Annotated in this window: 15 protein-coding genes; 6 read left to right on the top strand and 9 right to left on the bottom strand. The window is 69.1% G+C overall.

The window, feature by feature from the left end; translation table 11 throughout:
- Positions 1-47: 47 nt before the first annotated feature.
- Entirely contained in the window at positions 48-353 is a 306-nt protein-coding gene (locus tag LDL49_RS39765; RefSeq protein ID WP_225299445.1) for a hypothetical protein, read from the bottom strand.
- Positions 354-397: 44 nt separating this feature from the next.
- On the opposite strand from LDL49_RS39765, the gene LDL49_RS39760 reads away from it, so the two are divergent.
- The 3 genes from LDL49_RS39760 to LDL49_RS39750 are packed head-to-tail and all read left to right on the top strand — an operon-like array spanning position 398 to position 2458.
- Positions 398-916: a CGNR zinc finger domain-containing protein gene (locus tag LDL49_RS39760; protein ID WP_225299442.1), complete on the top strand. Its 519-nt coding sequence runs from the start codon at positions 398-400 to the stop codon at positions 914-916.
- 44 nt (positions 917-960) lie between these two features.
- Positions 961-1569: a GNAT family N-acetyltransferase gene (locus LDL49_RS39755; RefSeq protein WP_225299440.1), complete on the top strand. Its 609-nt coding sequence runs from the start codon at positions 961-963 to the stop codon at positions 1567-1569.
- A gap of 13 nt (positions 1570-1582) precedes the next feature.
- Positions 1583-2458 carry a 1,4-dihydroxy-2-naphthoate polyprenyltransferase gene (locus LDL49_RS39750; RefSeq protein ID WP_225299437.1) on the top strand — a complete coding sequence of 292 codons (876 nt, stop codon included), beginning with the start codon at positions 1583-1585 and terminating at the stop codon, positions 2456-2458.
- Between the two features lie 61 nt (positions 2459-2519).
- Here the strand turns inward: LDL49_RS39750 and LDL49_RS39745 are convergent, their stop codons facing one another.
- Complete coding sequence (locus LDL49_RS39745; protein WP_225299435.1) at positions 2520-2741, bottom strand: S1 RNA-binding domain-containing protein; 222 nt, start codon at positions 2739-2741, stop codon at positions 2520-2522.
- A 147-nt stretch (positions 2742-2888) separates the two neighbouring features.
- Positions 2889-3260, bottom strand: a complete 372-nt coding sequence (locus LDL49_RS39740) for a VOC family protein (protein ID WP_225299433.1) — start codon at positions 3258-3260, stop codon at positions 2889-2891.
- Between the two features lie 76 nt (positions 3261-3336).
- On the opposite strand from LDL49_RS39740, the gene LDL49_RS39735 reads away from it, so the two are divergent.
- A complete protein-coding gene (locus LDL49_RS39735; protein WP_225299431.1) occupies positions 3337-3801 on the top strand; it encodes a MarR family winged helix-turn-helix transcriptional regulator in 465 nt (154 codons plus the stop codon).
- Here the strand turns inward: LDL49_RS39735 and LDL49_RS39730 are convergent.
- The 6 genes from LDL49_RS39730 to LDL49_RS39705 all read right to left on the bottom strand — a co-directional run bounded on the left by LDL49_RS39730 (position 3798) and on the right by LDL49_RS39705 (position 10559).
- Entirely contained in the window at positions 3798-4298 is a 501-nt protein-coding gene (locus LDL49_RS39730) for a GNAT family N-acetyltransferase (RefSeq protein ID WP_225299429.1), read from the bottom strand. The two genes, LDL49_RS39735 and LDL49_RS39730, sit on opposite strands and share 4 nt — an antisense overlap.
- Positions 4299-4435: 137 nt before the next feature.
- Positions 4436-5173: a 4-hydroxy-tetrahydrodipicolinate reductase gene (gene dapB / locus LDL49_RS39725; RefSeq protein WP_225299427.1), complete on the bottom strand. Its 738-nt coding sequence runs from the start codon at positions 5171-5173 to the stop codon at positions 4436-4438.
- Between the two features lie 83 nt (positions 5174-5256).
- Entirely contained in the window at positions 5257-6567 is a 1311-nt protein-coding gene (locus tag LDL49_RS39720) for a M16 family metallopeptidase (RefSeq protein ID WP_225299424.1), read from the bottom strand.
- Entirely contained in the window at positions 6564-8900 is a 2337-nt protein-coding gene (locus LDL49_RS39715) for a polyribonucleotide nucleotidyltransferase (RefSeq protein ID WP_225299423.1), read from the bottom strand. The genes LDL49_RS39720 and LDL49_RS39715 overlap by 4 nt, the downstream gene beginning before the upstream one ends.
- A 298-nt stretch (positions 8901-9198) precedes the next feature.
- Positions 9199-9468, bottom strand: a complete 270-nt coding sequence (gene rpsO, locus LDL49_RS39710) for a 30S ribosomal protein S15 (protein WP_214642971.1) — start codon at positions 9466-9468, stop codon at positions 9199-9201.
- A gap of 161 nt (positions 9469-9629) precedes the next feature.
- The gene (locus LDL49_RS39705) at positions 9630-10559 is read right to left on the bottom strand and encodes a bifunctional riboflavin kinase/FAD synthetase (RefSeq protein WP_225299486.1); all 930 of its coding nucleotides are present in this window, start codon (positions 10557-10559) and stop codon (positions 9630-9632) included.
- 83 nt (positions 10560-10642) lie between these two features.
- Here LDL49_RS39705 and LDL49_RS39700 point away from each other — a divergent pair, with 83 nt between their 5' ends.
- Together LDL49_RS39700 and LDL49_RS39695 are read left to right on the top strand one after the other, a co-directional pair.
- Complete coding sequence (locus tag LDL49_RS39700; RefSeq protein ID WP_225299421.1) at positions 10643-11662, top strand: TRM11 family SAM-dependent methyltransferase; 1020 nt, start codon at positions 10643-10645, stop codon at positions 11660-11662.
- A gap of 111 nt (positions 11663-11773) precedes the next feature.
- Positions 11774-12358 (top strand): polysaccharide lyase family protein, encoded by a 585-nt coding sequence (locus tag LDL49_RS39695; RefSeq protein WP_225299420.1) that lies wholly within the window; start codon positions 11774-11776, stop codon positions 12356-12358.
- The last annotated feature ends 2 nt before the right edge of the window (positions 12359-12360 follow it).

The following is a 12360-nucleotide window of genomic DNA, read 5'->3' as shown; positions in this document are numbered from 1 at the left end:
CTCCACTGGCTCAAGCGCCGGCGAACACCTCGTAGCGCTCCACTGACTCAGGCGCTGGCGAACACCTCGTAGTGCTCCACGGTCCGCTCCCTGTCGACCAGGAACGCGTCGTCCTCCGGGTAGAAGACCGCCGCGCTCACATCGTCGCCGGCGAACGCCCTGATCGCCTCCCACGACTCCCACAGCGAGATCAGGAAGAATTCGGTCATGTCCCCGCTGGCGCGCCTGGTGAAGTAGGCGCCGCGGTTGCCCGGCGTCTCGGCGTAGCCGGGGAACCCGGTGCGCAGGAGGTAGTCCTCGTAGGCCGCGGCATCGGACTCCCGGGTCCAGCCCCGCCAGGTGCGAACGATCATGCGACCCATGATGGCGCAACCTGCTATTGCCGTACAGTGGTGACATGCTGGCGCCCGCGGAGCTCGTGCGCGACTTCGTGAACACCTACGCTCTCGATTCCGATGCCGACGAGCTGGCCTCACCCGCCGAACTGGCCGTCTGGCTCCGGGAGCGGGGTCTGATCGGCCCGCGTGACCGCGCGACCGACGAGGACCTCACCGCCGCGCTCACCCTGCGGGAAGTCCTGCGGACGGGGTTAAGACGCGAAACTCCGGAGATGCCCGGACTGCTGGCCTTTCCGCTGCTGGTACGCATCGGCGCCACCCCGGATCTGATCCCCGTCGAGGGCGGTGTCCGGGGCGGTCTGGCCAGGATCGCCGCCGCCGTGATGGATCAGTCGTGGCACCGGCTGAAGGTCTGCGCCGAGAGCATGTGCCAGTGGGCGTTCATCGACTCTTCGAAGAACCGATCACGCTCGTGGTGTTCCATGCGGGTCTGCGGCAACCGCACCAAAACGCGCGCCTACCGGGCGAGGAAGCAGGGTTCGCGTCATCTCCAAGGCTCAAACACCGATACGGTGTAACTCGTGCCTTGTGGCATGGACGGCAGGCGAAGGAGCGGGCCGAGATGGCAGACGTAGGCGTCCGGGCGGCCCGGCGCGAGGATGTGCTCCAGGTTGCGAATACTCAGATCCGCGCCTGGCGCTACGGCTATCGGGAGTTCCTCCCCGAGGGGCCGCTCGAGCAGATGACGGGGGCCGCGGCGGAGAAGATGTGGCTGCGCCAGTGGGACGAGGCGATCGTCGCCCCGCCCACACCCATGCACCGGGTGCTGGTGGCGGTGGAGACCATCCTCGACACCGAGGGCTTCCCGGCTCTCGGCGTGGGCGGCAGCGCCGCCCTGACCACGCCGCGCGGCGGTGAGCGGGTGGTCGGCCTGGCCTCGCACGCGCCCGCCGAAGATCCCGATCTCGACCCGACCGTCGCCGCCGAGATGCTGACCCTGCTGGTCGATCCCGACTTCGTCCGGCGCGGCCATGGCAGCCGCCTGCTCAACGCCACCGTCGACTACCTGCGGGAGGACGGTTTCCGGCAGATCGTCACCTGGGTGTTCGCCGACAACTACGCGGTGCTGGGCTTCCTGGAGTCGGCCGGCTGGGGCGAGGACATGGCCGAGCGGGTGCTCGACATGGGGCGTCCCATCCGCATGGTCAGGCTCACCACCGACATCAGCTAGAGGATTCATCGATATGGCAACCCCCGGCCAGTGGATCGCCGGCGCACGTCCCCGCACCCTGCCCAACGCCATCGTGCCTGTCATGGTCGGCACCGGCGTGGCGATCGGCGAGGACGGCTTCGTCTGGTGGCGCGCGATCGTCGCGCTGCTCGTGGCCCTGTCGCTGCAGATCGGCGTCAACTACGCCAACGACTACAGCGACGGCATCCGCGGCACCGATGACCAGCGGGTCGGCCCGATGCGCCTGGTCGGCTCGCGGGTGGCCACGCCGCCGCAGGTGCTCGCCGCCGCGCTCGGCTGCTTCGGCGTCGCCGCGGTGCTCGGGCTGGTCCTGGTCCTGGCCACCCGCGCGTGGTGGGTCCTGCTCGTGGGCGCCGCCGCGATCGCCGCCGCCTGGTTCTACACCGGCGGCAAGTCTCCGTACGGCTACCGCGCGCTCGGTGAGGTGGCGGTGTTCACCTTCTTCGGCGTCGTGCCCGTGGTCGGCACCGCGTACGTCCAGACCGAGCAGCTGTCCTGGGCCGCGCTGCTGGCCTCGATCCCCGTCGGGCTCCTGTCGTGCTCCATGCTCGTCGTGAACAACCTGCGCGACGTGGCGACCGACGGCCAGTCGGGCAAGCGGACACTGGCGGTCGTCCTGGGCGCGGCACGCACTCGTACGCTGTACGCGACGTGCTTGATCGTGCCGTTCGTGATCGCTCTGGCCATGATCCTGATCGCCCCGCTGGCCGCGGCGGCCGTGCTCGCCGCGCCGCTGGCGATCGCGCCGGTCAAGACGGTCCTGAGCGGCGCCGTCGGCCCCGCGCTGATCGGCGTCCTGCAGCAGACCGGCAAGCTGCAGATGGCGTACGGCCTGCTGTTCACCCTCGGCCTCGCGATCACCCTGTAGGCGGCTCACCCCGGTGATGTGACGTGCGGGGACCGGTGGGCCCCCGCACGCGCCATCAGCCTCAGCTCGCGATGAGTCTCAGCCGCCGGTTGTCATGGTCGACCTCGGCGATCCGTACCGAGACGCTCGACCCGACCTGCCGTTGATCCGGCCCGACGAGCAGTCCGTGGATGCCGTCGGCGACCTCTATGAAGGCGCCGAACGGAAGGACACGGGCCACGCGCCCGTCGAGCACGTAACCGACGTTGTGCCGCGCGGTGAAGCCTTCCCAAGCATTGGACATGCGATCACCTCCTTCCTCTGCGATCTCCGCTTGGGGAACGCGAAAGGCGGCGGGCCGCGGGCCCGCTCGGTGATCAAGGCGTGGCCGGGTGCCCCGTCTCGTCATGGCACTTGGCCGACCCGGCAGTCACGGTCGCCACGTTACCCGCTAGGGGACGGCCGTGAACAGCTCGTAACTGTGACCGTTGGGATCGCGTACGTAGACGCCACGGCCGCCGCCGAGGTGGTTGATCCTGCTGTCCCAGCCGTGGCCCGGGCCGGAGCCGTACGAGATCGACGGGGACTCCTGGAGGCGGCGCAGCACCGCGTCGAAGGTGTCGTCGTCGACCAGGAACGCGTAGTGACCCGGCTGGACCTGGTGCCGGTCGTCGAAGTCGAACGCCAGGTCGTCGTTGACCCTGACGGGCACGAACGGGCCGGACGGCGCGGCGACCGGCAGCCCGAGCAGGTCGGCGAGGAACGTGGCGGCGGCCGTCTTGTCGGCCGCCGGGACGATCAGATGGTTCAGGACGATGGACATGTCGCCTTCTCCCTCACAAAGAAAATGTATGCGATTCGCACACACTATATGTGCATATCGCATGTAGAGTGTGAACATGAACGCGCACGGCCTTACCCCCGCTGACGGCGACGGCGGTCCCGCGCTCTTCCGGCTGGTGCGCTTCTGGTCGCGCCGGTGGATCAACAGCGCCTCGGAGGAGCAGACCGGGGAGACCCGCCACGTGCAGCACATCCTGGCCGTGGAGGCCGTCGACACCGGCAACGACGCCACCGAGGAGGCCACCGTCGGCACCGTGGCCCACCAGCTCGGCCTCGACCACTCCGGGGCCAGCCGCATCGTCAAGGACGCCACCAAGGCGGGCTATCTGGCCCGCGCCTCGTCCGAATACGACCGCCGGCGCGCGTCACTGCAGCTCACCGCGCATGGTGAGAATCTCCTGGCGGGCTCGCGCCAGTGGCAGCGCCGCGCCTTCGACGAGCTCACCGTGGGGTGGGACGACTACGACCGCCGGCAGTTCGCCTCCTACCTGAAACGGCTGGCCGACGAGCTCGGGGTCTAACCCGCCATCATTCGACCTGCCACGACCGTCCGCATGACCACGCGCGGCGCCACCTCGATGCCCAGCTCGCGCTCGTGCTCGACCAGCGCCCGCAGCTCCGGCCCCCACTCCGCCGCGGGCAGCACGGAGAAGCCGTGCCGCGCGTACCAAGGCGCGTTCCACGGCACATCCCGGTAGGTCGTCAGCGTCACCGCGGGCGCGCCGCTCGCGGCCGCGTGGTCGCACACCGCCGTGACGAGCCGCCCGCCGATCCCCTGCCGCATCCGCGACGGGTGTACGGCCAGCTGATCCAGATGCAGGTTGCCGTCGACCCAGCCGATCAGCGCGAACCCGGCCGGCGGCTCCCCCTCGACCAGCACCGCGGCCGGATCCGTGACCTCTTCGATCATGGTCGTGCCCGGCGGGAAGACGATCCCCACCTGCTCGAACAGCCCGTCGGCCGCCAGCTCCACAGCGACCAGTCCGGGCAGCTCCCCCGGCTCGACCCATCGCGCCATGCCGACACGGTCTCATGTTCGGCGCGCTCGCGCCCCCGGATATTAATGTGGTGAGCACAGGCTCGGCTGTGCGGAGCCGGGATCCCCTCCTCACGTCGTGCCCATGACCCGCGTCAGGTTGTGGGCATGACGTCTGTTCAGAGGTCGAGCAGCGGCTCCAGGCCGACGGTCAGGCCGGGCAGCTCGCGCACCCGGCGCACGCCGAGCAGCACGCCCGGGGTGAACGACGAGCGGCTCATCGTGTCGTGCCTGATCGTGAGGATCTCCCCGTCGCCGCCCAGCAGCACCTCCTGGTGCGCGATGAGCCCGCTCAGGCGTACGGCGTGGACGTGGACGCCGTCGACGTCGGCGCCGCGCGCTCCGTCGAGCTCGGCGGAGGTGGCGTCGGGCATCGGGCCCAGCCCGGCCTTGGCGCGGGCCTCCGCGACCAGCTCGGCCGTGCGGCGGGCGGTGCCGGACGGCGCGTCGGCCTTGTTGGGGTGGTGCAGCTCGACGATCTCGACGGAGTCGAAGTGCTTGGCCGCCTGCTGGGCGAAGTGCATCATGAGCACGGCGGCGATGCCGAAGTTGGGGGCGATCAGGCAGTTGGTGCCGGGGAACTTGGCCAGCCACCCGCGCACGGTGTCGAGCCGCTCGGCGCCGAAGCCGGTGGTGCCGACCACCGGGTGGATCCCGTGGGCGATCGCCCATTCGAGGTTGCCCATGACGACGTCGGGATGGGTGAAGTCGACGACCACCTCGGCCCCTTGGAGCTCTTCGATGGCGTCGTCCTTGTCGAGCGCGGCCACCAGCTCAAGATCGGGGGCCGCCTCTACCGCCTTGCACACCTCGACGCCCACGCGACCGCGCGCGCCCAGCACACCAACCTTAATCACAGGTCGACCCTATACCTGCCGAGCCGCGCGGACCCTCCGGGGAGGAAGGTCACACGCGCCTCGACCGGGCAAGTGGGGCAACATCAGGCGATGGCGCTGGAGAAGTCCTTGTCGCCGTACGGACCGATCACGGCGAGGGTGAGCGGCCGGGTGAGGACGTCGGCCGCGACCTCGGCGATCTCGTCCGGAGTGACGGCCTCGATCCTGGCGAGCACCTCGTCCACCGACAGCAGCTCGTCGTAGACCAGCTCGTTCTTCCCGATCCGCGACATGCGCGAGCCGGTGTCCTCCAGGCCGAGCACCAGCCCGCCTCGCATCTGCCCCTTGCCACGCATGATCTCGTCGGCGTCGAGGCCGTCGTCCACCACCCTGACGACCTCGTCACGGCAGATCTTGAGCACGTCGTCGATCTTCGACGGCAGGCAGCCCACGTAGATGCCGAACTGGCCGGTGTCGGCGTAGGCCGAGGTGTAGCTGTAGGCGGAGTAGGCCAGCCCGCGCTTCTCCCTGATCTCCTGGAAGAGCCGGGACGACATGCCCCCACCGAGCGCGGCGTTGAGCACGCCGAGGGCGAAGCGCCGGTCGTCCGTACGGGACATGCCGGTCGTACCGAGCACCAGGTTGGCCTGTTCGGTGGGACGGTCGAGCACCTTGACCACCGACCGCGTCCGAGCGCCCGGCCCGCTCGTGCGGGGCGGCTCGGCCTCCAGCGGTCCGCCGAGCGCGCCCGCCCGCTCGTAGGCGCGGACGACCAGCTCGACGACGTCCTCGTGCCGGATGTTGCCGGCGACGGAAACGACCGTGCGGCGTGGCTGGTAGTGGTGCTGGTAGTAGTCGGCGATCCGGTCGCGTGGCAACTCGTTGATCGACTCGACCGTGCCGAGGATGGGCCGCCCGATCGGCGAGTCTCCGTAGAGCGCCGCCGCGAACTGCTCGTGCACGACGTCGGACGGGTCGTCGTCGTGCATGGCGATCTCTTCGAGGATCACCCCGCGTTCGGACTCGACGTCGTCGGGGGTGATCAGCGAGCTGGTCACCACGTCGGCGAGCACGTCCACCGCCACCGGCAGGTCCTCGTCGAGGACCCGGGCGTAGTAGCAGGTGTATTCCTTGGCGGTGAAGGCGTTGATCTCCCCGCCGATGCCCTCGATGGACGCCGAGATCTCCATGGTGTCGCGCGTGGGCGTGCCCTTGAAGAGCAGGTGTTCGAGGAAGTGGGTGGCCCCCATGTGCTGGGAGTCCTCATCACGCGAGCCGATGCCGACCCACATGCCGACCGCGACACTACGCACGGTCGGCATGGTCTCGGTCACCACGCGCAGCCCACCGGGAAGGACGGTGCGCCTTACCACCCCGGCCCCGTCACGGCCGGGGTGCAGCGTGGTGGTTCTCACGAGTTGCGGTCGTCTCCATCGGAACCGTCGGCGCGGGGCGCGCGCACCCGCGTGCGGGTACGGCGGGGACGGTCGTCGCGCGGCTTGTCGTCCGAAGCGGCGGCCGACGCCTCGGCACCGGAGCCGTCGGCGGAGTCGGCCTCGCCCTCCTTCTCGGCGGCCTCCTTCTCGATCACCTCGACCGGGACCAGCGACAGCTTGCCCCGGCCGTCGATCTCGGCGATCTCGACCTGGACCTTCTCGCCGACGCTCATGACGTCTTCCACGTTCTCGATGCGCTTGCCGCCGTGCAGCTTGCGGATCTGGGAGACGTGGAGCAGGCCGTCCTTGCCGGGCATCAGCGAGACGAACGCGCCGAAGGCGGCGATCTTCACGACCGTGCCCAGGTAGCGCTCGCCGACTTCCGGCATGTGCGGGTTGGCGATGCCGTTGATCACCGTACGAGCGGCCTCGGCAGACGGGCCGTCGGTGGCACCGATGTAGATGGTGCCGTCGTCCTCGATCGTGATCTCGGCGCCCGTGTCGTCCTGGATCTGGTTGATCATCTTGCCCTTCGGGCCGATGACTTCGCCGATCTTGTCCACGGGGACCTTGATGGTGATGATGCGCGGCGCGGTCGGGTTCATCTCCGCCGGAGAGTCGATCGCCTCCTGCATCACGTCGAGGATCGCCAGGCGGGCGCCCTTGGCCTGCTTCAGCGCGGCGGCCAGCACGGAGGCGGGGATGCCGTCGAGCTTGGTGTCGAGCTGGAGCGCGGTGATGACGTCCTTGGTGCCGGCGACCTTGAAGTCCATGTCGCCCATGGCGTCCTCGGCGCCGAGGATGTCGGTCAGCGTGACGTACTGGTCACCCTCGCCGATCAGGCCCATCGCGATGCCCGCGACCATCTCGCGCAGCGGCACACCGGCGTCGAGCAGCGCCATCGTGGAGGCGCAGACCGAGCCCATCGAGGTGGAGCCGTTGGAGCTCAGCGCCTCGGAGACCTGGCGGATGGCGTAGGGGAACTCCTCACGCGAGGGCAGGACCGGGATCAGCGCCCGCTCGGCCAGCGCGCCGTGACCGATCTCCCGGCGCTTGGGCGAGCCCACGCGGCCGGTCTCACCGGTGGAGTAGGGCGGGAAGTTGTAGTTGTGCATGTAGCGCTTGGTCCGCTCGGGGTTGAGCGTGTCGATGACCTGCTCCATGCGCAGCATGTTGAGGGTCGTGATGCCCAGGATCTGGGTCTCACCGCGCTCGAACAGCGCCGAGCCGTGCACCCGCGGGACCACGTGGACCTCGGCGGACAGCGCGCGGATGTCCTTGGTGCCGCGACCGTCGATGCGCAGGCCCTCCTTGATGACCCGCTCGCGCATGAGCTTCTTCATCACCGAGCGGAAGGCGGCGGAGATCTCCTTCTCGCGGCCCTCGAACTCGGGCAACAGCTTCTCGACGGCCAGTGCCTTGACCTTGTCGAGCTCGGTCTCGCGCTCCTTCTTGCCGGCGATGGTCAGCGCGGCGGCCAGCTCGGTCTTGACCGCGTTCTCCAGGGCGGCGTAGACGTCCTCCTGGTAGTCGAGGAAGACAGCGTATTCGGCCGTCTCCTTCGCCGCGACCTGCGCGACGCGCGACTGCGCCTCGCACAGCACCTTGATGAACGGCTTGGCGGCCTCCAGGCCCTGCGCGACCGTCTCCTCGTTGGGCGCGACGGCGCCCTCGGCGATCAGCTTCAGCGTGTCCTTGGTGGACTCGGCCTCGACCATCATGATCGCGACGTCGCCGTCGGCGAGCACCCGGCCGGCCACGACCATGTCGAACGTGGCGCGCTCGAGCTCGTGGTGCGTCGGGAAGGCGACCCACTGGCCGTCGATCAGCGCGACGCGGACGCCGCCGATCGGGCCGGAGAACGGCAGCCCGGCGAGCTGGGTGGACAGCGAGGCGGCGTTGATGGCGACCACGTCGTAGAGGTGGTCGGGGTTGAGGGACAGGATCGTGGCGACGACCTGGACCTCGTTGCGCAGCCCCTTGACGAACGACGGGCGCAGCGGCCGGTCGATCAGGCGGCAGGTGAGGATGGCGTCCTCGGAGGGACGGCCCTCACGGCGGAAGAACGAGCCGGGGATGCGACCCGCGGCGTACATGCGCTCCTCGACGTCCACCGTCAGCGGGAAGAAGTCGAGGTTTTCCTTGGGCGACTTCGAGGCGGTGGTCGCGGACAGGACCATCGTGTCGGTGTCGAGATAGGCGACGGCGGAACCCGCCGCCTGGCGCGCCAGGCGACCTGTCTCGAACCGGATCGTACGTGTGCCGAACGAGCCGTTGTCTATGACGGCTTCAGCGGTGTGGACACCCTCCACGGGGGACCTCCTTGGTCAGTCAGTCTCCCGCGCCCTCTTTCTCACCGGCACCCTCGTTAGGTGCAGCGCCGGTCTTCGATCGAAGCGCCCGGTCAGACGTAACTGTCACTGTTACCGGAAGCCACTACCGAGGACCGGCCCGCATGCGTCGCGGGTCGCTTGGTGCTTGTGCGGACGCGGGGGCTCTTAAGTGTGTCTCGGATATTCAGTTGTACGGCGCTCGACGCGCCGGTCGTGCAATGAGAGCGCTGGTCTCTCAATGAGGAAGGGAGCGACGCGGACGCCGCTCCCTCTCACTCTATCGGCGCAGGCCGAGGCGCTCGATGAGCGCACGGTAACGCGCGATGTCGACCTTCTGCAGGTACTTCAGCAGGCGGCGCCGGCGCCCGACGAGCAGGAGCAGGCCACGACGGCTGTGGTGGTCGTGCTTGTGCGTCTTCAGGTGCTCGGTCAGCTCGCTGATGCGCTTGCTGAGCAGCGCGATCTGCACCTCGGGCGACCCGGTGTCGCCGTCGGCCGTCGCGTATTCAGCGATGATGGTCTTCTTGGCAGCGGTGTCGAGGGACACGGCTCTCCTTTGAGCTACGGGCACGCGCGAATGGATAATTGATGCGAGCGACCGTGCGTGCCTACAGTCGCCGCGGCGAAGGCCGTCAGAGCAGCGCGCAGCGCCGCCGTCACTGGACCGACATGCAAGGTTACCATCGCGGTCAAGCGCCGCGTCATCATTCAGCCCGAGGTCAGCCGCCGGGCCTGGTCGACGTCGGTGTGGATCTGAGCGATGAGCTCCTCGATCGAGTCGAACCGGGTGTTTCCCCGCAGTCTCGCGGCGAAGTCTACCGCCACGTGCACGCCGTACAGCTCCAGGTCGTCGCGGTCCAGCGCGTACGCCTCGACCGTGCGCGGGACCCCTTCGAAGGTGGGGTTGGTGCCGACGGAGATGGCGGCGGGCCAGCGCTCGCCCGCGTAGAGGGCGGGCAGGTTGGCGACGGGCACGCACTCCAGCCAGCCCGCGTAGACGCCGTCGGCGGGGATGGCCGTGTGGGGCGGCGTCTCGACGTTGGCGGTGGGGAAGCCGAGCTGGCGGCCGCGCTGGTAGCCGCGTACGACGACGCCCTCCACCCGGTGCGGGCGGCCTAGGGCCGCTGTGGCGCCCTCGACGTCGCCGGCCGTCAGCCGGCCGCGGATCTCGGTGGAGGAGACCCCGTCGAGCAGCGGGACCACCTCGACGGCGAAGTCGTACTTCTCGCCGAGCGCGACCAGGGTCTCGGTGGTGCCCGCCGCACGGTGGCCGAAGGTGAAGTTCGCCCCCACCACGACCACGGCGGCCCGCAGCCGGTCGGCGAGGATCGACTGGGCGAACTCGCCGGGGCTCATCCTGGACAGCTCCAGCGTGAACTCCTCGACGCACACCTCCCCCACGCCGAGCCCGGCCAGGAGCTCCGACCTGCGCCTCGGCGTGGTCAGGCGGACCGGGTGGGAGCCGAGCCGGACAACCTCGGCGGGGTGCGGCTCGAAGACGACCGCGACACTGCGCAGACCGCGCTCCCGGGCGGCGGCCACGGCCCGCTCGACCACCTGTTGGTGCCCGCGGTGCACACCGTCGAACACGCCGATCGTGACGGCGGACCTTTCCGAACCCTGCACGCCCGGCCCCATTCGCTTGTGGCGGATCAATCCCCCACCAGCCTGCCATGCGGCGCCGCGTCAGCTCCAATCGAGGGGGTACGATCGGCCGCACCATGCCTCGATACGCACTTCTGATCCTGCCTGCCTTCAACCGCGTCTACGGCGAGAGCGCGGCCCGCCTGACCCTCGCCGAGCTGGCCTTCTTCGGCCGGCGGGCGCTGGAGAGCGAGGTGTCGGACCTCGGGGAGAGCGTGATCGGCGGCCTGCCGTACGTGACCTTCGAGACGGCCGCGCCGCTCGGCGCCGGCGACGTGGCGCTGCTGTCCAACCTCTCCTCGGTCTACGCGCTCTACGGGATCGAGGGCGAGCTGCTGCGGCCGCTCACCGTGTCGCCGCTCGACCGGCTCAGCAGCGACCTGATCACCATTCAGAAGTACGCCGGCAAGACGAACGAGCACTTCACCAAGCTGCTGCTGAACGTCACGGTGCTGGCGAGCGAGCGGCGGCTGGACGAGCGGCTGTCGGTGTTCGACCCGCTGTGCGGGCGCGGCACCACGCTCAACCAGGCCCTCATGTACGGCTATGACGCCTATGGGGCCGATGTCGACACCAAGGACTTCGAGGCGTACACCGGCTTCCTCAAGACCTGGCTGAAGAACAAGCGGTTCAAGCACACCGCCGAGATCGTGCCCGTACGCCGCGAGCGGGCGCTGGTCGGCCGGCGGCTGAACGTCTCCTTCAGCCGGTCGAAGGAGGAGTTCAAGTCCGGCGACACGCAGTGCGTCTCCGTGGTCAACGCCGACACCCTGCGCAGCCGCGAGTTCTTCAAGCCGCGCTCCTTCGACGTGGTGGTGACCGACGCCCCCTATGGCGTGCAGCACGGCAGCAGGGGCGGCGGCGGTGGGCTGTCGCGCAGCCCCCTGGAGCTCATCAGGAAGGCCGCGCCCGTCTGGGCGGAGCTGCTGCGGCCCGGCGGCGCCCTCGGCATCTCATGGAACACCTATGGCGGCACCCGCGACGAGCTGGCCGGGATTCTCGCCAAGGCGGGGCTCGACGTGGTTGATCTGCCCGACTTCGAGCACTGGGTCGACCAGGCGATCGTCCGCGACATCATGGTGGCCCGCAAGCCATAAGAGGTCGGACCTCTCCCCCGCTTCCGACAGGGCACCTCACAACTCTTGACGAGAAGTGTGACGAGTGATCCTATGAATCCTGATAGGAAAGTTTCCTAATCGGGAGGAACGATGCGATTAGTCACCACGGGTGCGCTAGCGATCGGATTACTCGTCCCTGCCCTGCCCGCCGCGGCCGACCCTGTGGAGTCGGGACCTTGGACCTCATACGAACCGACCTTCACCGTCCAGGAGCGAGGCTGCGGTGACGTCAACGACCTGACCTTCAAGCTGAGCTGCTCCACCGGCAGCGGCGACCAGCGGGCCGAGCGGCGCTACGCCACCTACTCCAGCGGCACCCGCCAGTTCGAGGGCTACTTCAAGATCACCAGTCTGGAAGGCACCCGTATCAGCCTGAAGCAGACCTTCAAGACGACCGGCCCGTTCTTCATGCTCGCCGTCGAGCGCGGCGGCCGGCTCTACTCCGTGCACGGCGGCGACACGATCGCCACCGGCGCCACGATCGGCACGACGGTCCGCGTCAACACCGTCCACGTGGTCGGCAGCACCCATCGGACTTACATCAACGGGTCGCTGAAGCACACCGTGTCGAGTGAGAACGGCAGCTTCTACGACAAGTTCGGCGCCTACCGGACGGGCAGCGGCAAGGGTCCCGCCACGGTCGAGTGGAGCGGCATCCAGTTCTGGCGCAAGTAGCG

The organism is Nonomuraea aurantiaca, from assembly GCF_020215705.1.
GTDB lineage: Bacteria > Actinomycetota > Actinomycetes > Streptosporangiales > Streptosporangiaceae > Nonomuraea > Nonomuraea aurantiaca.
Note: the sequence above shows the minus strand (reverse complement) of the source record. Positions and strands in the feature narration are given on the sequence as shown.